The organism is Halomonas ventosae (assembly GCF_004363555.1).
GTDB lineage: Bacteria > Pseudomonadota > Gammaproteobacteria > Pseudomonadales > Halomonadaceae > Halomonas > Halomonas ventosae.
The window spans coordinates 13,733-33,326 of sequence record NZ_SNZJ01000007.1 but is presented as its reverse complement, the minus strand read 5'-3'; the positions used below and the strand labels follow the sequence as shown (position 1 = coordinate 33,326).

Annotated in this window: 19 protein-coding genes; 16 read left to right on the top strand and 3 right to left on the bottom strand. The window is 69.1% G+C overall.

Annotation, left to right across the window (positions count from 1 at the left end; translation table 11 throughout):
• The first annotated feature begins 85 nt into the window (after window positions 1–85).
• The gene (locus DFP85_RS07505) at window positions 86–850 is read left to right on the top strand and encodes a DUF481 domain-containing protein (RefSeq protein WP_424955085.1); all 765 of its coding nucleotides are present in this window, start codon (window positions 86–88) and stop codon (window positions 848–850) included.
• 80 nt (window positions 851–930) lie between these two features.
• Here DFP85_RS07505 and DFP85_RS07500 read toward each other — a convergent pair whose 3' ends face one another.
• Together DFP85_RS07500 and rpmE are read right to left on the bottom strand one after the other, a co-directional pair.
• On the bottom strand, window positions 931–2,202 hold the full coding sequence (locus tag DFP85_RS07500) for a malic enzyme-like NAD(P)-binding protein (RefSeq protein ID WP_133635689.1): 1,272 nt from the start codon (window positions 2,200–2,202) through the stop codon (window positions 931–933).
• A 263-nt stretch (window positions 2,203–2,465) separates the two neighbouring features.
• A complete protein-coding gene (gene rpmE / locus DFP85_RS07495; RefSeq protein ID WP_040185115.1) occupies window positions 2,466–2,678 on the bottom strand; it encodes a 50S ribosomal protein L31 in 213 nt (70 codons plus the stop codon).
• A 159-nt stretch (window positions 2,679–2,837) separates the two neighbouring features.
• Between rpmE and DFP85_RS07490 the strand changes: the two genes are divergently transcribed.
• The 13 genes from DFP85_RS07490 to tatC all read left to right on the top strand — a co-directional run bounded on the left by DFP85_RS07490 (window position 2,838) and on the right by tatC (window position 15,302).
• Complete coding sequence (locus DFP85_RS07490; RefSeq protein ID WP_243737235.1) at window positions 2,838–5,081, top strand: primosomal protein N'; 2,244 nt, start codon at window positions 2,838–2,840, stop codon at window positions 5,079–5,081.
• Window positions 5,082–5,182: 101 nt separating this feature from the next.
• On the top strand, window positions 5,183–6,868 hold the full coding sequence (argS, locus tag DFP85_RS07485; RefSeq protein WP_133635687.1) for an arginine--tRNA ligase: 1,686 nt from the start codon (window positions 5,183–5,185) through the stop codon (window positions 6,866–6,868).
• Between the two features lie 3 nt (window positions 6,869–6,871).
• Window positions 6,872–7,600, top strand: coding sequence for an SPOR domain-containing protein (locus tag DFP85_RS07480; RefSeq protein WP_133635686.1), 729 nt, complete (start codon window positions 6,872–6,874; stop codon window positions 7,598–7,600).
• Window positions 7,601–7,750: 150 nt separating this feature from the next.
• The gene (gene hslV / locus DFP85_RS07475) at window positions 7,751–8,269 is read left to right on the top strand and encodes an ATP-dependent protease subunit HslV (RefSeq protein ID WP_133635685.1); all 519 of its coding nucleotides are present in this window, start codon (window positions 7,751–7,753) and stop codon (window positions 8,267–8,269) included.
• 2 nt (window positions 8,270–8,271) lie between these two features.
• The gene (gene hslU, locus DFP85_RS07470) at window positions 8,272–9,594 is read left to right on the top strand and encodes an ATP-dependent protease ATPase subunit HslU (RefSeq protein WP_133635684.1); all 1,323 of its coding nucleotides are present in this window, start codon (window positions 8,272–8,274) and stop codon (window positions 9,592–9,594) included.
• 123 nt (window positions 9,595–9,717) lie between these two features.
• Window positions 9,718–10,101, top strand: a complete 384-nt coding sequence (locus tag DFP85_RS07465; RefSeq protein ID WP_133635683.1) for a gamma-butyrobetaine hydroxylase family protein — start codon at window positions 9,718–9,720, stop codon at window positions 10,099–10,101.
• Between the two features lie 250 nt (window positions 10,102–10,351).
• Entirely contained in the window at window positions 10,352–11,107 is a 756-nt protein-coding gene (ubiE, locus tag DFP85_RS07460) for a bifunctional demethylmenaquinone methyltransferase/2-methoxy-6-polyprenyl-1,4-benzoquinol methylase UbiE (RefSeq protein WP_133635682.1), read from the top strand.
• Between the two features lie 7 nt (window positions 11,108–11,114).
• Complete coding sequence (locus DFP85_RS07455; protein ID WP_133635681.1) at window positions 11,115–11,771, top strand: ubiquinone biosynthesis accessory factor UbiJ; 657 nt, start codon at window positions 11,115–11,117, stop codon at window positions 11,769–11,771.
• Window positions 11,768–13,390: a ubiquinone biosynthesis regulatory protein kinase UbiB gene (gene ubiB / locus DFP85_RS07450; RefSeq protein ID WP_133635680.1), complete on the top strand. Its 1,623-nt coding sequence runs from the start codon at window positions 11,768–11,770 to the stop codon at window positions 13,388–13,390. Before DFP85_RS07455 ends, ubiB begins: the two co-directional genes overlap by 4 nt.
• Window positions 13,391–13,433: 43 nt before the next feature.
• Window positions 13,434–13,769 carry a phosphoribosyl-ATP diphosphatase gene (locus tag DFP85_RS07445; protein ID WP_133635679.1) on the top strand — a complete coding sequence of 112 codons (336 nt, stop codon included), beginning with the start codon at window positions 13,434–13,436 and terminating at the stop codon, window positions 13,767–13,769.
• Between the two features lie 52 nt (window positions 13,770–13,821).
• Window positions 13,822–14,100: a Sec-independent protein translocase subunit TatA gene (tatA, locus tag DFP85_RS07440; protein WP_133635678.1), complete on the top strand. Its 279-nt coding sequence runs from the start codon at window positions 13,822–13,824 to the stop codon at window positions 14,098–14,100.
• 6 nt (window positions 14,101–14,106) lie between these two features.
• The gene (tatB, locus tag DFP85_RS07435) at window positions 14,107–14,538 is read left to right on the top strand and encodes a Sec-independent protein translocase protein TatB (protein WP_133635677.1); all 432 of its coding nucleotides are present in this window, start codon (window positions 14,107–14,109) and stop codon (window positions 14,536–14,538) included.
• Complete coding sequence (gene tatC, locus DFP85_RS07430; protein WP_133635676.1) at window positions 14,535–15,302, top strand: twin-arginine translocase subunit TatC; 768 nt, start codon at window positions 14,535–14,537, stop codon at window positions 15,300–15,302. The genes tatB and tatC overlap by 4 nt, the downstream gene beginning before the upstream one ends.
• Window positions 15,303–15,462: 160 nt before the next feature.
• On the opposite strand, the gene elbB is transcribed toward tatC, so the two are convergent.
• Window positions 15,463–16,125, bottom strand: coding sequence for an isoprenoid biosynthesis glyoxalase ElbB (gene elbB / locus DFP85_RS07425; RefSeq protein WP_133635675.1), 663 nt, complete (start codon window positions 16,123–16,125; stop codon window positions 15,463–15,465).
• A gap of 226 nt (window positions 16,126–16,351) precedes the next feature.
• On the opposite strand from elbB, the gene hemB reads away from it, so the two are divergent.
• Window positions 16,352–17,353, top strand: coding sequence for a porphobilinogen synthase (gene hemB, locus DFP85_RS07420; RefSeq protein ID WP_424955086.1), 1,002 nt, complete (start codon window positions 16,352–16,354; stop codon window positions 17,351–17,353).
• Window positions 17,354–17,399: 46 nt separating this feature from the next.
• A complete protein-coding gene (ppk1, locus tag DFP85_RS07415; RefSeq protein WP_133635673.1) occupies window positions 17,400–19,592 on the top strand; it encodes a polyphosphate kinase 1 in 2,193 nt (730 codons plus the stop codon).
• Window positions 19,593–19,594 lie beyond the last annotated feature (2 nt).

The following is a 19,594-nucleotide window of genomic DNA, read 5'->3' as shown; positions in this document are numbered from 1 at the left end:
GGCGGCAGGGACGCCGCCCGGGCAGCGCAACCTCGCACGCCGCTTCGGGCAGCTATCGACATCCGGCAACCCGGGGAGAACCACCATGCCGCATCCCGCGACACTCCCTTCGATGACTCGATGGGCGGCCCTCTGCGGCCTGCTGACGATCGCCGGCGGCACCCAGGCCGGCCCCTTCTATGCCCCGCCGCCGCCCGAGGAGGATGACCAGGGCTTCGGCGGCAGCGCCGAGCTGGGCTACACCCACCTCTCGGGCAACACCGACAGCCAGACCCTGATCGGCAAGGGCCGGCTCACCTGGGTGGTCGGCGACTGGACCCATACCCTGCGCGGCGAGGTACGCAACGTCTCGCGCAACGGCGACACCAGCGCCGAGCAGTACCTGGTGGCCGGCCGAGAGCGCTACGAGCTCGACGGCCCCCACTACGTGTTCGGCTTTGCCCGCTGGGAGAAGGACCGCTTCGGCGGCTACGACCAGCAGTTCACCACCATCGGCGGCTACGGCCGCGACCTGCTCGACGGCGAAAGGCACAAGCTCTCGCTGGAGGCGGGACCTGGCTACCGCTATGACCGCATCGAGGGGGAGGAGAACGCCACCCTGGGCGTGGCCTACGGGGCGCTGGCCTACGAATGGGCCTTCTCGGAGACCTCCAGCCTGGCACAGGAACTCTCGGTGGAGGCGACCGACGACAACACCACCTCGCGCTCGCTGACCTCGCTCACCGCGCGGCTCAACGCTCACCTGGCCCTGCGGCTCTCCCACGAGATCCGGGACAACTCCCGCCCTCCGCAGGGCGCCGAGGCCCGCACCGACCATACCACCAGCGCCTCCCTCCTCTACGACTGGTAGGCCCCGAGCCCTCCTCGCCACAGACGATGACGCCGGCTCGAGAGCCGGCGTCGTCGCGGGGCAGAGGAGGTCTTCGGGGCTCAGCCGCCGTAGACGTCATCCACGGTCTTCAACGGGTAGTGGGACGGATAGGGCTTGCGCGCCACCCCGGAGTCCACCGCGGCCTGGGCCACCGCCGAGGAGATCCGGTCGAGCAGGCGGATATCCACGGGGGTGGGGATGATGTACTCCGGCCCGAACGTCATCTCGTCCATCTCGTAGGCCTCCAGCACCTCCTGCGGCACCGGCTCGCGGGCGAGGTCCTTGAGGGCGTGAACGGCGGCGACCTTCATCTCCTCGTTGATGCGGGTGGCGCGCACGTCGAGGGCCCCGCGGAAGATGAAGGGAAAGCCCAGCACGTTGTTGACCTGGTTGGGGTAGTCGGAGCGGCCGGTCGCCATGATCACGTCCGGGCGCGTCTCCCGGGCCAGGTCGGGATGAATCTCCGGGTCGGGATTGGTGCAGGCGAAGACCACCGGGTTGGGGGCCATGCTGCGGATGTGGTCGGCACTCATCAGTCCCGGCCCGGAGAGGCCGACGAAGACGTCGGCGCCCTCGATGGCGTCGGCCAGGGTGCGCTTGTCGGTCTCCACGGCGAACATCGCCTTGTACTGGTTCAGGTCCTCGCGGCCGCTGTGGATCACGCCCTTGCGGTCGAGCATCACGATGTTCTCGGGATGCGCACCGCAGGAGACCAGCAGCTTCATGCAGGCAATGGCCGCGGCACCGGCCCCCAGGCAGACGATGCGGGCGCTGTCCAGCGACTTGCCGGCGATCTCCAGGGCATTGAGCATGCCCGCGGCGGTGACGATGGCCGTGCCGTGCTGGTCGTCGTGGAACACCGGGATGCTGCACTGCTCGATCAGCGCCTGCTCGATCTCGAAGCACTCCGGGGCCTTGATGTCCTCGAGGTTGATGCCGCCCCAGGTATCGGCGATGCGCGCCACGGTGTCGATGAAGGCCTGCGGGCTCTCGGCATTGACCTCGATGTCCACCGAGTTGATGCCGGCGAAGCGCTTGAACAGCACCCCCTTGCCTTCCATCACCGGCTTGCTCGCCAGTGGGCCCAGGTTGCCAAGGCCGAGAATGGCGCTGCCGTCGGAAATCACTGCCACCAGGTTGCCCTTGCCGGTGTAGAGGTAGGCGTTCTCCGGGTCACTGGCGATCTCGCGAACAGGCTCCGCCACGCCCGGGCTGTAGGCCAGGGAGAGGTCCCGGGCGGTGGCGGTGGGCTTGGTGAGCTCCACCGACAGCTTTCCGGGGATGGGTTTCGCGTGGTAATCCAGCGCCGCCTTCTTCTTCGCGTCAGTCATGCTGAGAGGATCCGGTAAACAGTGGGAGGTCGGCTAGCGTATACAAAAAGCCTGTCGCGCTCAACTCGCCAGACATCCGCCCTGTTGTACGCTCGTTTGAAGACGTTGCCGGCCATTTGCCGACACTTATGGCTGACCCCGCCAGCCATAACGCTTTGCTTATCCTCGCGGCCGGCAACGGGACGGGTGGCACTCCGACGAGCGGGCATAAAGAAACCCGCCACGATGGGCGGGTTTCTCGATGGTGCGTCGTGCCGGGCGGCTCAGCGCTTGATGGCGGCACCGAAGCGCTTGTTGAAGCGTTCGACGCGACCACCGGTGGTCGCCTGCTTCTGCTTGCCGGTATAGAAGGGGTGGCACTGTGAGCAGACGTCCAGGGAGAAGTCGTGACCGGCGGTGGTGCCGACCTCGAAGGTGGCGCCGCAGGAACAGGTCGCGTTGACCGTCTTGTAATCCGGGTGGATACCTTGTTTCATCTTGAGCCTCATGAAGCTGTATGCCGCCACCTGATCTTCTGCCAGGCACCGCATACGGGTTGTCTGTAGATGCGAACCGGTTGCCGCCACGCTCCCTTGTACAGGGCCAGGGTGTCCGCAGCGGCGAAGCATTCTAGCAGAGCCGACGCCGGAGGCCAATTGCCCGATTCCCCCTGCCCGCCCGTGCCACGCGTACTGGGCGTTGCCGTACCCTCGCCGCTGCGCCGGCTGTTCGACTACCGCCCCTGCCGCGAGTCACCCCCGGGGGGCTGGCAGCCTGGCCTGCGGGTGACGGTGCCCTTCGGCCGCCGGGAGGTGGTCGGCGTGGTGGCGGAGTGCCGGGACGAGAGCGAGCTGCCGCTGTCGCGCCTCAGGCCGGTGGCGGGCTGCCTGGACGACGCCCCGCTGCCGGCCGACTGGCTGTGGCTGTGCCGCTTCGCCGCCCGCTACTACCAGCATGCCCTCGGCGACACCCTGCACCAGGCGATGCCGGGGCTGCTGCGCCAGGGCCGGGCGCTCGAGGCCCGTACCCGCGAGCGCTGGAGCGTCACCGCCGCCGGCCGCCAGGAGGCCCCGCCGGGCCTGGCCCGGGCCCCCCGCCAGGCGGAGCTGCTGAGCATGCTGCGCCAGCATCCCCACGGGCTGGTCAGCCAGGCGATCCTCGCCCAGTCGTTCAGCCGCGACCAGCTGCGCGCCCTAGCCGACAAGGGCCTGGTGGCGCGTCACGAGGAACCCCTGGCGGCCTCGCCGGCGGCCGAGGGCGACGCGGGGCTCGCCGAACCCGCCCTGCCCCTCAATCGCGAGCAGGCCGTGGCGCTGGCCGCCGTGCACGAGCGGCTCGACGGCTTCCACCCCTGCCTGCTGCATGGCGTCACCGGCAGCGGCAAGACCGAGGTCTACCTGCAGCTGATCGAGGCGGTCATCGCCCGCCATCGCCAGGCCCTGGTGCTGGTCCCCGAGATCGGCCTGACGCCCCAGACCCTCGCCCGCTTCCGTCGCCGCTTCCGGGCACCGGTGGTGGCGCTGCACTCGGGGCTCACCGACCACGAGCGCCTCGATGCCTGGGAGGCCGCCGCCAGCGGCCGGGCGCCCATCGTGCTGGGCACCCGCTCGGCCATCTTCACCCCCCTGGCCCGCCCCGGCGTGATAATCGTCGACGAGGAGCACGACGGCTCCTACAAGCAACAGGATGGCCTGCGCTACCATGCCCGCGACCTGGCCGTGGCCCGCGCCCACCACCACCGCATCCCGCTGCTGCTGGGCAGCGCCACGCCATCGCTGGAGTCGCTGCAGCGAGCGCAGCACGGCGACTACCGCCACCTGCGACTGACCCGCCGGGCGAGCCGCCATGCCCCGGCCCGCCTCGAGCTCGTCGACCTGCGCGGCCGGCGCCGACAGGGCGGGCTGATCCCACCAGTGATCGAGACGGTGCGCGAGACCCTGGCCGCCGGCCACCAGGTGCTGGTCTTCATCAACCGACGCGGCTTCGCCCCCACCCTGGCCTGCCACGCCTGCGGCTGGATGGCCGAGTGCGACCACTGCGATGCGCGCATGACCCTGCACCGGCAGCCGCCGCTGCTGGCCTGCCACCACTGCGACCGGCGCCGCGCCCTCCCCGACGCCTGCCCCGAGTGCGGCAGCGTCGACCTGCGCCCGCTGGGCAGCGGCACCGAGCGCACCGAGGAGACCCTGGCGTCGCTGTTCCCCGAGGTGCCGGTACACCGCATCGACCGCGACAGCACCCGGCGCCGCGACGCCCTCGAGCAGATGCTGGCCGAGGTGCGCCGCGGCGATCCTTGCCTGCTGGTGGGGACCCAGATGCTGGCCAAGGGGCACCACCTGCCCCATGTCACCCTGGTGGTGGTGGTCAATGCCGATGCCGGGCTCTATGCCAGCGACTTCCGGGCCCTGGAACACAGCGCCCAGTTGCTCGAGCAGGTGGCGGGCCGCGCCGGCCGCGCCGCCCATCCCGGCCGGGTGCTGGTGCAGACCCTGCACACCGACGACCCGCACCTGCGCCTGCTGGCCGAGCGGGGCTACGACGCCCTCGCCGGCCAGCTGCTGGAGGAGCGGCGGGCCGCCCGGCTGCCGCCCTTCCGCTTCCTCGCCCTGCTGCGCCTCGAGGCCCCCGACGAGACGGCCGTGGTCGCCCTGGGCGGCCTGGCCGCCGAGGCGCTGCGTCAGCGGATCGGCGAGCGTGGACTCGCCGTCGACTGCCTGGGGCCGGTCCCGGCCCCCATGGAACGGCGCCAGAACCGCTACCACCTGCAGCTGATGCTGGCCGCCGACCGCCGCAGCCAGCTGCACGAGGCCGGCGCCTGGCTGGTCGCCTGGCTCGAGGGCCGTCCCGAGGCGCGACGGGTACGCTGGTCGCTGGATATCGACCCGCAGACCCTGGCCTGACCACACACCTTTAAAGCCCGGCGCCGATTGCCGATAATGGCGCCCCAGACTCGCCCGGCGGTCGCTCGCACCGCCCACGCCACAGGACACCGGACACTTCCATGAAAGAGACCATCATCGCGCTGCTCGAGGGCGCCCTGGACAACCTCCGGCAGCAGGGCGTGCTGCCCGCCGAACTCGCGCCAACCATCAAGGTCGACCCGACCCGCGACAAGGCCCACGGCGACTACGCCACCAACCTGGCGCTGATGCTGGCCAAGCCGGCCGGCAGGAAGCCTCGCGAGCTGGCCGAGGCGCTGGTCGCGGCCCTGCCGGCAAGCGATGCCGTGCAGAGGGTGGAGATCGCCGGCCCTGGCTTCGTCAACTTCTTCGCCGCCACCGACGCCGCCGCCCAGGTGGTGCGCCAGGTGCTCGAGGCCGGCGACGCCTATGGCCGCAACCTCACCGGCCAGGGCCGGAAGGTGCAGGTGGAGTTCGTCTCCGCCAATCCCACCGGGCCGCTGCACGTGGGCCACGGCCGCGGCGCGGCGATCGGCGACAGCATCAGCCGCCTGCTCGAGGCCACCGGCCATGAGGTGACCCGCGAGTTCTACTACAACGACGCCGGCGCCCAGATCAGCAACCTGGCTCGCTCGGTGCAGGCGCGGGTCAAGGGCATCGACCCCGGCGACCCGGGCTGGCCAGAGGACGGCTACCGCGGCGGCTACATCATCGACGTGGCCAACGCCTACCTGGCCGGGGAGACGGTGCATGCCGATGACCGGCACGTCACGGCGGCAGGCGACCCGGAGGACCTGGACGCCATCCGCGACTTCGCCGTGGCCTACCTGCGCCGCGAGCAGGACCTCGACCTCAAGGCCTTCGGCGTGACCTTCGACGTCTACTTCCTGGAGTCCTCGCTCTACGAGCAGGGCAAGGTCGAGGCCACGGTCCAGCGTCTCATCAAGCAGGGCCATACCTACGAGCAGGACGGCGCCCTGTGGCTGCGCACCACCGACTTCGGCGACGACAAGGACCGGGTGATGCGCAAGTCCGATGGCCACTACACCTACTTCCTGCCCGACGTCGCCTACCACCTGGACAAGTGGCAGCGCGGCTTCGAGACGGTGATCAACGAGCAGGGGGCCGACCACCACTCCACCGTGACCCGGGTGCGCGCCGGGCTCCAGGCCCTCGAGGCCGGCATCCCCCAGGGCTGGCCCGACTACGTATTGCACCAGATGGTGATGGTCACCCGCTCCGGGGTCGAGGTGAAGCTCTCCAAGCGCGCCGGCAGCTACGTCACGGTGCGCGACCTGATCGACGAGGTGGGCCACGACGCCACCCGCTTCTTCCTGGCCGCGCGCCGGGCGGATTCCCAGCTCACCTTCGACATCGACCTGGCGCGCTCCCAGTCCAACGACAACCCGGTCTACTACGTGCAGTACGCCCACGCCCGGGTGTGCAGCATGCTGCGCAAGGCCGAGGCCGAGGAGAAGCCGTTCGACCACGCCCTGGCCGTGCAGAGCCTGGCCCTGCTGGAGGCCGACCAGGAGAAGGCGCTGCTCAACCGCCTGGCCCGCTATCCCGAGGTGGTCCAGCACGCCGCCGCCGCCCACGAGCCCCAGCAGATCGCCCAGTACCTGCTCGACCTCGCCGCCGACTTCCACACCTGCTACAACGCGGTGAAGGTGATGGTCGACGATGACGCCCTGCGCAACGCCCGGCTGGCGCTGGGGCTGGCCACGCGCCAGGTCCTGCGCAACGGCCTCGACCTGATGGGTGTCGGCGCGCCCGAGGAGATGTAAGCCATGGCCACCCGCAAGCAGCCAGCGAAGAAGCGCGGCGCCACCAGCACCCCGCGGCGCCGCGCCGCGCCACCCCCGCGCCGCGGCATCCCGGGCTGGCTGTGGGGGCTGGTCGGCATGGTGGCGGGCTTCCTGCTGGCCCAGCACCAGCAGGGTATCGCCCCCTGGCAGGAGGGCAGCGACTCGCCGCTGGCCACGGTGCTGACCAAGCCCGCTCCCCCTCAGGAGCCCCGGGAAGGCGAGCCGGCCGCCACGCCCGAGGAGCCGCCGATGCCGACCTTCGAGTTCTACACCCTGTTGCCGGAATCCGAGGTGATCGCCCCGGGCGGCAAGGTGCCGGCCTCCACGGCCACTCCGCCGGAGCGTCCCGAGACGCCGCCGGCAACGACCGACGACGACCCCATCGCCCAGGTGATCGCCGCCAACCTGGAGACCGACGCAGCGGCGCAGGAGGACCGCCCGCCCCCCCAGGCGACGGACGAGCCGCCGGCCGATGCCCGCTTCATGCTGCAGGCCGCCTCCTTCCGCGAGGCGGGGGATGCCAGCAGGCTGGCGGGCCGGCTGCGCGACTTCGGCCTGCTCGCCAAGATCAGCGAGGTGAAGGCCGGCGGCGGCGACACCTGGCACCGGGTCCAGGTCGGCCCCTACAGCGACCGGCGCGAGCTCACCCGCGCCCAGGACCTGATGGTCACCCAGGGCATCGAGCCGCTGCTGATCCAGCTGCAGAACTGACCCGCCCGACCGGCGAGGTAGACGCGACCAAGGTTGAATTCCTCGCCCCCCGCCCGCACTTCACTTGCTGAGTTCATCCACGGCGCCCCGGCCCTGTCCGCGGCGCCGCCAGTCATCGGGAGCCCTGTGCTCCCCCAAGGAGTCCCCTCCATGACCACGATCGTTTCCGTGCGCCGCGGTGACCAGGTGGCGCTGGCCGGCGACGGCCAGGTCTCGCTGGGCAACACCGTGATGAAGGGCAACGCCAGCAAGGTGCGCCGCCTCTACCACGGCCAGGTCCTGGCCGGCTTCGCCGGCGGCACCGCCGATGCCTTCACCCTCTTCGAGCGTTTCGAGGCGCAGCTGGAGAAGTACCAGGGCAACCTGGTCAAGGCCGCCGTGGAGCTGGCCAAGGACTGGCGCACCGACCGCGCCCTGCGCCGCCTCGAGGCGCTGCTCGCCGTGGCCAACAAGGACGCCTCGCTGATCATCACCGGCAACGGTGACGTGGTGGAGCCCGAGGGCGGCATCATCGCCATCGGCTCCGGCGGCAACTACGCCCTGGCCGCCGCCCGAGCACTACTCGAGAACACCGACCTCGGTGCCCGCGATATCACCGAGAAGTCGCTGTCCATCGCCGGTGACATCTGCGTGTTCACCAACCACAACGTCACCCTGGAAGAGCTCTGACCATGACCCGGATGACCCCCCGCGAGATCGTCCACGCCCTGGACCAGTACATCGTCGGCCAGCAGGACGCCAAGCGCGCCGTGGCCGTCGCCCTGCGCAACCGCTGGCGTCGCATGCAGCTCGACGGCGAGCTGCGCCAGGAGGTGACGCCCAAGAACATCCTGATGATCGGCCCCACCGGCGTGGGCAAGACCGAGATCGCACGCCGCCTGGCCAAGCTCGCCGGCGCCCCCTTCATCAAGGTCGAGGCCACCAAGTTCACCGAGGTGGGCTATGTGGGCCGCGACGTCGAGTCGATCATCCGCGACCTGACCGAGGCCGCCATCAAGCTGGTGCGCGAGCAGGCCAAGGCCGAGGTGGGCCACCGCGCGGAGGACGCCGCCGAGGAGCGCATCCTCGACGCCCTGCTGCCGCCGCCCCGCGGCCAGGAGGACGCGCCCCGCCAGGACAGCTCGACTCGCCAGATCTTCCGCAAGAAGCTGCGCGAGGGACAGCTCGACGACAAGGAGATCGACATCGAGGTCACCCCCCAGGGCTCCGGCGTCGATATCATGACCCCGCCGGGCATGGAGGAGATGACCAGCCAGCTGCAGAACCTCTTCGCCGGCATGGGCAAGCAGAAGAGCGAGACCCGCCGGGTGGCGGTGAAGGATGCCTTCGGCCTGCTGCGCGACGAGGAGGCCGGCAAGCTGGTCAACGAGGACGACATCAAGAGCCGAGCCGTCGAGGCGGTCGAGCAGAACGGCATCGTCTTCCTCGACGAGATCGACAAGGTGTGCAAGGGCAGCGGCCAGTCCAGCGGCGGCGAGGTCTCCCGCGAGGGCGTCCAGCGCGACCTGCTGCCGCTGATCGAGGGCTCCACGGTCTCCACCAAGTACGGCATGGTGCGCACCGACCACATCCTGTTCATCGCCTCCGGTGCCTTCCACCTGTCGCGCCCGTCGGACCTGATCCCCGAGCTGCAGGGCCGGTTGCCGATCCGCGTCGAGCTCAATGCCCTGACGCCGGAGGACTTCAAGCGCATCCTCACCGAGCCCTCCGCCGCGCTGACCAAGCAGTACCAGGCGCTGCTCGCCACCGAGGGGCTCGAGGTCGCCTTCACCGAGGATGGCATCGCGCGCATCGCCGAGATCGCCTGGAAGGTCAACGAGGGCACCGAGAACATCGGCGCCCGGCGCCTGCATACCGTGATGGAGCGCCTGCTCGAGGAGGCCTCCTACCTGGGCGGCGACTTCGGCAGCCCGCTGTCAATCGATGCCGCCTACGTCGACTCCCAGCTCGGCGAGCTGGCGATGGACGAGGACCTGTCGCGGTATATCTTGTAAGGCGCGGCTGCGCCGCTGCAAGGAGGAAGAGCGGCGCTTCGCGCCTTGAAGAGGGAAGGCATGAGCACAGCCTGCTTGCCTTTCTTCTTCTCTCTTCCGACTTACCTCTCACCGGAGGTGCTTATGACAGCCCCGATTCCCACCCGAGTGCACTACCACCGCAAGGAGCGTGAGCTCGAGCTCACCTACGAGGGCGGCGAGAGCTACCGGCTGCCGGTGGAGTACCTGCGGGTCTTCTCACCTTCCGCCGAGGTGCGCGGCCATGGTCCCGATACCGCCACCCTGCAGGTGGGCAAGAAGCATGTGGGCCTGAAGAACATCACCCAGACCGGCCGCTACGCCCTCAAGCTGCACTTCGACGACGGCCACGACAGCGGGCTCTTCAGCTGGGACTACCTCTTTGATCTGATCCGGCGGCGCGAGGCCAACTGGGCCGACTACCTGCGCCGCCTGGAAGAGGCCGGCGCCTCCCGGGAGCCACTGGGCATCGAAATCAAACAGCTCTGAAAGCAAAACCAGCCTGCCCCTCGGCTGATCCGGCGACAGGCCTCCGAGGGGGCGCTGTGAACCCTTCCTTGGGCGCTACCGATGCCATCCCTGGCATAGGACCCCCTCTACGACCTGTCCCCGGCGCCTTCGGGAGTCAGTTCATGTGATTCCCTGCGTCAAGACAATCGCCGTCGGGGAAGGCTACAATGGCGCCCATCGCGAGGCCGCCAGGCCTCCCCCCATTGCAGCGATTCGGGAGCCCCACGGCATGAGCGCCAGTGACAAGCACACCACCCACTTCGGCTACCAGGAAGTCCCGGTCGAGGAGAAGGCCTCACGCGTGGCCCATGTCTTCCACTCGGTGGCGGCCCGCTACGATGTCATGAACGACCTGATGTCGATGGGCATCCACCGGCTTTGGAAGCGGCTGACCATCGAGCGCTCCGGCGTGCGCCCGGGCCACAGCGTGCTCGACATCGCCGGGGGCACCGGCGACCTGACGCGGAAGTTCTCGCGCATGGTGGGCCCTCGCGGACGGGTGGTGCTGGCCGACATCAACGAGTCCATGCTGCGGGTCGGCCGCGACAAGCTGCTCGACAGCGGCGTCGGCGGCAACGTCGAGTACGTCCAGGCCAACGCCGAGTGCCTGCCCTTCCCCGACAACACCTTCGACTGCATCACCATCGCCTTCGGGCTGCGCAACGTCACCGACAAGGACGCCGCGCTGCGCTCCATGACCCGGGTGCTCAAGCCCGGCGGCCGGCTGCTGGTGCTGGAGTTCTCCAAGCCGGGCAACCCGCTGTTCTCCAGGGCCTACGACGAGTACTCCTTCCGCCTGCTGCCGAAGATCGGCGAACTGGTGGCAAGCGACGCCGACAGCTACCGCTACCTGGCCGAGTCGATCCGCATGCACCCCGACCAGGAGACCCTCAAGGCGATGATGGAGGCCGCCGGGCTGGAGCGGGTCGAGTACACCAACCTCACCGGGGGCATCGTCGCCCTGCACCGCGGCATCAAGCTGTGAGGGCATGATGGCGCTGTCTCCCACCCTGCTGCTGGCCGGCCTGGAACGCACCCTGAACGCCCTGCTCGCCCGTGACCCGGCGGCCCCGTCGCGCCTGGCCCGGCTGGCCGGTCACCGCATCCTGCTGCGCCTGGAGCGCCCCGCCCTGGCGCTGGCCATCCACTTCCATCCGGCCGGCCTCGACCTGTTGCGCCCCGACCTGACCGATGAGACAGCCTTCGCCGAGAAGGGCTTCGACGCGGTGGTCGAGCTGGATGCCGAGACCCTCGGCGAACTGCTGGGCGGGGCCTCCGTCGAGCGCCTGATGTTCCAGGGCAAGCTCGCCGTGCGGGGGCGCACCCACCTGCTGGAAGCGACCCGCGACCTGCTGCTCGACCTCGACCTGGACTGGGAGGCGGAACTCGCCCGCTGGCTCGGCGACATCCCGGCCCATAGCCTGGCCGAGGGGCTGCGCAGCCTCTCCCGCTGGGGCCTGCGCACTCGCCAGGAGTTCTGCGCCGACGTGGGCGAGTACGTCTTCGAGGAGGCGCGGCTGCTGCCGGGGCGCCACCAGCTCGAGGCGCTGCGCGACCACCTGACCGAGATGGAGATCGCCACCGACCGCCTCGAGGCGCGCCTGGCGCGGCTGCGACGCCGCCTGGCGGCGCCGGAGACGACCCCATGATCCTGCGGCTCACGCGCATCTTCTGGGTGATCACCCGCTACCGGCTCGACACCCTGCTGCCGCTGGAGCGGATGCCCTGGTGGCTGCGCGGCCTGTTCACGCTCTCCCCGCTGCGCCTGGTGCCCATCGGCGAACGCTCCCGGGGCGAGCGCCTGCGCCTGGCGCTGGAGTCACTGGGGCCGATCTTCGTCAAGTTCGGCCAGATGCTCTCGACCCGCCGCGACCTGCTGCCCGAGGATATCGCCGACGAGCTGCAGCGGCTCCAGGATCGGGTGCCGCCCTTTCCCGGCCACCAGGCCATGGCCCTGGTCGAGGAAGAGCTGGCGATGTCGCTGGAGGAGGCCTTCGCCGGCTTCGAGCCCGAGCCCCTGGCCTCGGCCTCCGTCGCCCAGGTGCATGCCGCCCGGCTGCACGGGGGCGAGGCCGTGGTGGTCAAGATCATCCGCCCGGGGATAGAGCGCGTGATGCGCCAGGACATGGCGCTGATGTATCGCTTCGCCAGCGTGCTGGCACGGATTCCCGAGGCCCGCCGGCTGCGCCCGGTGGAGGTGGTCCGCGACTACGAGGCCACGCTGTTCGACGAGCTCGACCTCACCAAGGAGGCCGCCAACACCTCCCAGCTCAAGCGCAACTTCAAGGGCTCGCCGCTGCTCTACGTCCCGGCCATCCACTGGGGGCTGACGCACCGCCGGGTGATGGTGCAGGAGCGGATCTACGGGGTCCCGGTGGCCGACACCGCGGCGCTGCTCGCCCAGGGTACCGACCTCAAGAAGCTGGCCGAACGCGGCGTGGAGATCTTCTTCACCCAGGTGTTCCGCGACAACTTCTTCCATGCCGACATGCACCCGGGCAACATCTTCGTCTCCTTCGAGCATCCCCAGGACCCGCAGTACATCGCTATCGACTGCGGCATCGTCGGCAGCCTGACCCGCGAGGACCAGGACTACCTGGCGCGCAACCTGCTGGCCTTCTTCCACCAGGACTACTATGAGGTGGCCGCGCTGCACATCGAGTCCGGCTGGGTGGGTGAGGGGACCCGCGCCAACGAGTTTGCCGCGGCGATCCGCACCGTGTGCGAGCCGATCCTCGAGAAGCCGCTCAAGGACATCTCCTTCGGCCAGGTGCTGCTGGGCCTGTTCCAGACCGCGCGGCGCTTCAACATGGAGGTCCAGCCACAGCTGGTGCTGCTGCAGAAGACGCTGCTCAACATCGAAGGGCTGGGCCGCCAGCTCTACCCCGACCTGGACCTTTGGAGCACCGCCAAGCCCTACCTGGAGCGCTGGATGAAGGAGCGCGCCGGCGCCAGCGGCCTCTGGGAGTCGCTCAAGCGGCAGGCCCCGGAGCTCTCCCGCCAGCTACCCGAGCTGCCGGTGCTCGCCCACCAGGTCCTCACCCGCACCGAGCTGGAGCACCGCCAGCGGCGCCGCCAGGTCGACGCCATGGGCGGTATCTCCCGAGCGCTGAGCCAACGGGGCAGGAGCCAGCGACGCCTGCGCCTGGGCCTGCTGCTGCTGGCGGGCGCGCTCGCCTGGCAGCCGCTCAGCGAGTGGGCCGCGGGCCAGCCCTGGCCGGCCCTCGCCGCCGCCGCCCTCGGCGTGCTGCTGATGGCCTGGCACTGAGGGTCGCCCCGTCCTTCCACCCACTGCAACGGAACCTTCACCCATGAGCGACATCCTCGACCATCTTCACGTTGTGCTCGAAGAACGCCGCCACGCGGCGCCACAGGATTCCTATGTGGCGGCCTTGCATCACAAGGGACTGAACAAGATACTCGAGAAGGTCGGCGAGGAAGCCACCGAGACCCTGCTGGCCGCCAAGGACGCCGAGCATGGCGACGCGTCGTCACGTCAAGCGTTGATCGCCGAAACGGCCGACCTGTGGTTTCATAGCCTGGTAATGCTCTCGCACCTGGGCCTCGACCACCGCCTGGTCCTGGATGAGCTGGCCCGCCGCTTCGGTGTCTCCGGACACGACGAGAAGGCCGCACGGCAACCCTAGCGTCAACTGGCCCTTCCGGGACCTCCCGGAGCCCCAACCTGAGGAAGCAACTATGTTAGGTGGTATCAGTATCTGGCAGCTGCTGATCGTTCTCGGCATCATCATCCTGATCTTCGGCACCAAGAAGCTGCGCAACGTCGGCGGCGACCTGGGCGGCGCCGTGAAGGGCTTCAAGAAGGCCATGCACGAGGAAGACAAGGAGAAGGACGAGGGCGAGAAGGCGGACGATCCCCAGGCCCGCGTCAGCCATGACGAGGAGGTCAACACCTACGACGTCAAGGCCGAGAAGAAGGCCCATGACCAGGAAGAGCACCAGGAAGAGCGCAAGTAACCCGCCATGTTCGATATGGGCTTTCTCGAACTGATGCTCATCGGCGTGGTGGGCCTGCTGGTGCTGGGACCCGAGCGCCTGCCCAAGGCCGCGCGCACCCTGGGGCTGTGGATCGGCAAGATCAAGCGCACCGTCTCGGGCATGCAGCGCGAGATCAGTGCCCAGCTCGAGGCGGAGGAGCTGCGCCAGAAGCTCAACGAGCAGCAGAAGAAGCTCGACGAGGGCGTCCAGCAGGTCAAGCGCGGCGTGGAGAGCATCGCCGAGGAGGAGAGCGGCAAGCGCTCGGCGGGTGACGACGCCGGCGAGGCCCCGCCCACTGCCCCGCCCGAGAAGCGGCTCGACGACGCCCTCGCCAGGGCCCGCACGGGCAGCGAGGGCGATGATTCCAAGGGCTCCGCCGATGCCTCTACCGCCGACAAGGATTCTGCCCCCCGATGAGCAAGACCGGTGATCCCCAGGAGCAGAACCAGGCCCCGCTGATCGAGCATCTGATCGAGCTGCGCTCGCGACTGATGCGTGCGGTGATCGCGATCCTGGTGATCTTCCTGGGCCTCTATGCCTTTGCCAACGACATCTACTCCTTCGTCGCCCAGCCGCTGATGGCGCTGCTGCCCGAAGGCTCGCAGATGATCGCCACCGAGGTGGCCTCGCCCTTCCTCGCGCCCTTCAAGCTGACCCTGGTGGTGGCGGTGTTCGCCGCCATCCCCTATGTGCTGCACCAGGCCTGGGCCTTCGTGGCCCCGGGGCTCTACGACAACGAGAAGGCGCTGGCCCTGCCGATCCTGGCCTCCAGCGTGGCGCTGTTCTACGGCGGCGCCGCCTTCGCCTACTACGTGGTCTTCCCGCTGCTGTTCCAGTTCTTCACCCAGACCGGGCCGGAGAACGTCGCGGTGATGACCGACATCAACCAGTACCTGAACTTCGTCCTCAAGCTGTTCTTCGCCTTCGGGGTCGCCTTCGAGATCCCCATCGCCACCTTCCTGCTGATCCTCTCGGGCGCCACCACGGTGGAGAGCCTGTCGAGGAAGCGTCCCTACGTGGTGCTGGGCTGCTTCGTGATCGGCATGCTGCTCACCCCCCCCGACGTCGTCTCCCAGAGCCTGCTGGCGGTGCCGATGTACCTGCTCTACGAGGTCGGCCTGCTGTTCGGTCGCCTGGTCCGCCGCAAGCGGGAGAAGGACGAGGAGGACGCGGAGCAATAGCGCCAGCGGCCAAGCGGCCAAGCGGCCAAGCGGCCAAGCGGCCAAGCGGCCAAGCGGCCAAGCGGCCAAGCGGCCAGCAGGATTAAGACCCGAGCCAGCAAAAGCAAACCCCCGAAGGTCTCGGCCTTCGGGGGTTTGCTTGTAGCTCGGCGCTTGTAGCTTACAGATCCATCAGCTCGTCGACGCGATCGACCAGCTTGAAGATGCCGGTGGCGGCCTCGCTGATGCGCGTGGCCAGCATGTAGGCCGGGGTGGTCACCACGCGGTTCTCGAAATCCACCACGATGTCCTCGACCCCGCAGCTGCGATGCAGGCCGCCCATGGCGCTGATCGCCCCGGCGACGCCCGGGTCATGCCCCACGGTCACGGCAATGCCGGGGCCGAGCAGGCGCGGCACCAGCACCGGGCTGATGCACATCAGGCCGATCGGCTTGCGCGCCTCGTGGAAGCCGGACAGCGCCTCGCTGAGCGCGTCGAGCACCTGCATGCCATCCCCCGCCTCGGCGAAGTCAGAGAGGTTCTTGGCGACACCGAAGCCGCCGGGGAGGATGACCGCATCGAAGTCGTCCGCCTCGAGCTCGTCGAGGGGCGAGATCTCGCCGCGGGCCAGGCGCGCCGACTCCGTCAGCACGTTGCGACGCTCACCCTCGGCCACCTCGCCGCGACGATGGTCGACGACGTGGTGCTGCTCGATATCGGGGGCAAAGCAGCGATAGCCCAGGCCCAGCTGGTCGAGGCGCAGCAGGGTCAGGGTGGTCTCGTAGATCTCGGCACCGTCCTGCACCCCACATCCCGAGAGGATGACCGCCACCTGTTTGCTCATGCCTTTCTCCTTGAAGGTAGGCGCCCGGCGAAGCCAGGCCCTGAAATCCGGAAGCCTTCACTTTAGAGAGTCGGTCCGGGTGCGACAAGGCGCGGCTTTCGACACCGGGCGACACTGATATACTCGAGGCATTCGACTGCCGCTGTCATCAATCCGTCATCCTGCATCGCCACAATGACGGGACGGCGGTCCCGATCCCCCTATGCGGAGAGACGCCTTGAGCTTCATGACCACACGCCAGTTCCCGACCTCGCGCCTGCGCCGCATGCGCCGCGACGACTTCTCGCGCCGCCTGATGCGCGAGCACACCCTGACCGCGGCCGACCTGATCTGGCCGGTGTTCGTGCTAGAGGGCGAGGGCCAGCGCGAGGCGGTGCCCTCCATGCCGGGCGTCGAGCGGCTGTCGCTCGACCTGCTGATCGAGGAGGCCCGGGAGGCCTTCACCCTCGGGATTCCGGCCATCGCCCTCTTCCCGGTGGTGGGCACGGAGCTGAAGAGCGAACTGGCCGAGGAGGCCTACAACGCCTCGGGTCTCGTCCAGCGCAGCGTGCGCGCCCTCAAGGAGGCGATCCCGGGGCTCGGCATCATCACCGACGTGGCGCTCGACCCCTACACCAGCCACGGCCAGGACGGCATCCTCGACGAGGCGGGCTATGTCCACAATGACCGCACCGTGGAGACCCTGCTCAAGCAGGCACTCTCCCACGCCGAGGCGGGAGCCGACGTGGTGGCGCCCTCGGACATGATGGACGGGCGCATCGGCTCGATCCGCCACGTGCTGGAGCAGGAGCAGCTGGTCAACACCCGGATCATGGCCTATAGCGCCAAGTACGCCTCGCGCTACTACGGCCCCTTCCGCGACGCCGTGGGCTCCGCCGGCAACCTGGGCAAGGCGGACAAGACCACCTACCAGATGGATCCGGGCAACGGCGACGAGGCGCTCCACGAGGTGGCCCTGGACCTGGCCGAGGGCGCCGACATGGTGATGATCAAGCCCGGGATGCCCTACCTGGACGTGGTGCGCCGGGTGAAGGATGAGCTGAGGGTACCCACCTTCGCCTACCAGGTGAGCGGCGAGTACGCCATGCACATGGCCGCCTTCGAGAACGGCTGGCTGGAGGCGGACGCGGTGATCCTCGAGTCGCTGCTCTGCTTCAAGCGTGCCGGCGCCGACGGCGTGCTGACCTACTTCGCCAAGCGGGCGGCCCGGCTGCTCGCGACGCCATAGACGACGGGAGGGACAGCGCCCTTCCGCCCGACGACAGGGAACTCCCATGGAAGAGACACGCGGTCCCGACCTGCCCTCCCCGCCCCAGGGCGGCGAGCCTCCCGAGCCTCCCGCCCCGCGGCTGAACCAGACCCGCACCGGCATCAAGCCCAAGGCGCTGCCGGACCCGGAGGCGGACCTGGCCGACCCCGGGCTCTACTTCAACCGCGAGCTCTCCCACCTGCAGTTCAACGTCCGGGTGCTGGAACAGGCCCTGGACGAGGCCCATCCACTGCTCAACCGGCTGATGTTCCTGCTGATCTTCTCGTCCAACATGGACGAGTTCTTCGAGATCCGCGTGGCGGGCCTCAAGAACCAGGTCCTGCTCGGCGATGACGCTACCGGCGCCGACGGCCGCTCGCCCCGCTCGGTGCTGGCCGAGATCGCCCAGATCGCCCATGCCCAGGTGGCGCGTCAGTACCAGATCCTCAACGAGGTCCTGATTCCTGCCCTGGAGGCCCAGCGGCTGCGCTTCCGCCGCCGCGGGGACTGGTCCGAGGCCCAGGGTGCCTGGGTGCGCGACTACTTCGAGACCGAGATCATGCCGGTGATCAGCCCCATCGGCCTGGACCCGTCCCACCCCTTCCCGCGCCTGGTCAACAAGAGCCTCAACTTCATCGTCCAGCTGGAAGGCAAGGATGCCTTCGGCCGCGAGGGAGGCCTGGCCATCCTGCCGGCCCCCCGCTCGCTGCCGAGGGTGATCGCCCTGCCCGAGGCGCTCTGCGAGGCGGGCTTCAGCGAGTACGTCTTCCTCTCCTCGATGATCCATGCCCATGCCGAAGAGGTCTTTCCCGGCATGACGGTGCTCGGCTGCTACCAGTTCCGGCTGACCCGCAACGCCGACCTCTCCGTGGACCCCGAGGAGGTCTCCGACCTCGCCTCGGCGCTGCGCGGCGAGCTGCTGTCGCGGCGCTACGGCAGCGGGGTCCGCCTGGAGGTGGCCGACAACTGCCCGGACGAGCTGGCCGAGTTCCTGCTCCGGCAGTTCCAGCTCGAGGAGGCGGACCTCTTCCGGGTCAACGGTCCGGTGAACCTGACCCGCATGATGTCGGTACTGGGCGACGTGGAGCGTCCCGAGCTGCTCTACCGCCCCTTCACGCCTGGCCTGCCCAAGTCACTGCGCAAGGCCGACAGCGTGCTGGCAGCGATCGCCGATGGCGACATCCTGCTCCACCACCCCTTCCAATCCTTCTCGCCGGTGGAGGAGATGCTTGGCGAGGCCGCGCGGGACCCGGATGTGCTGGCCATCAAGCAGACCCTCTACCGCACCGGTGCCGACTCGCCCATCGTCAATGCCCTGGTCGAGGCCGCCGGCAACGGCAAGGAGGTCACGGTGGTGATCGAGCTTAGGGCGCGCTTCGACGAGGCCGATAACCTGGCGCTGGCCTCGCGCCTGCAGGAGGCCGGGGCGATCGTCATCTACGGGGTGATGGCCTACAAGACCCACGCCAAGATGATGCACATCGTGCGCCGGGAACGGGGCAAGCTGCGCCACTATGCCCACCTGGGCACCGGCAACTACCACTCGCGGACCGCCAAGCTCTACACCGACTACAGCCTGCTGACCGCCGACCCGGTACTCTGCGCCGACGTGCACAAGGTCTTCCAGCAGCTCTCCGGCATGGGCCGGGCCCGGCACATCGAGAAGTTGCTCCACGCCCCCTTCACCCTGCACGAGCAGATGGTGGCCAGGATCGACCGCGAGGCCGAGCATGCCCGCAAGGGCAAGCGCGCCCACCTGATCATCAAGTGCAACTCGCTCACGGAACCGAAGCTGATCCAGGCCCTCTACCGGGCTTCGCGGGCCGGGGTGGAGTGCGACCTGATCATCCGCGGCATGTGCTGCCTGCGGCCGGGAATTCCCGGCATCTCCGAGAACATCCGGGTGCGCTCGATCATCGGCCGCTTCCTGGAGCACACCCGGGTGTTCCACTTCCACAACGACGGCAAGCCGGAGACCTGGGGCTCCAGCGCCGACTTCATGGCGCGAAACATGTTCCACCGGGTGGAGACCTGCTTCCCGCTGCTGGACAGGAAGCTGGCCGCCCGGGTCCGCAAGGACCTCGAGACCTACCTGGTGGACAATTGCCAGAGCTGGCTGCTGCGCAGCGACGGCCTCTATGTCAAGCAGCAGCCCGGCGGCGCGGCACCGATCAGCGCCCAGGAGACCCTGCTCTTCGCCTACGCCGCCAGGGCCTGACG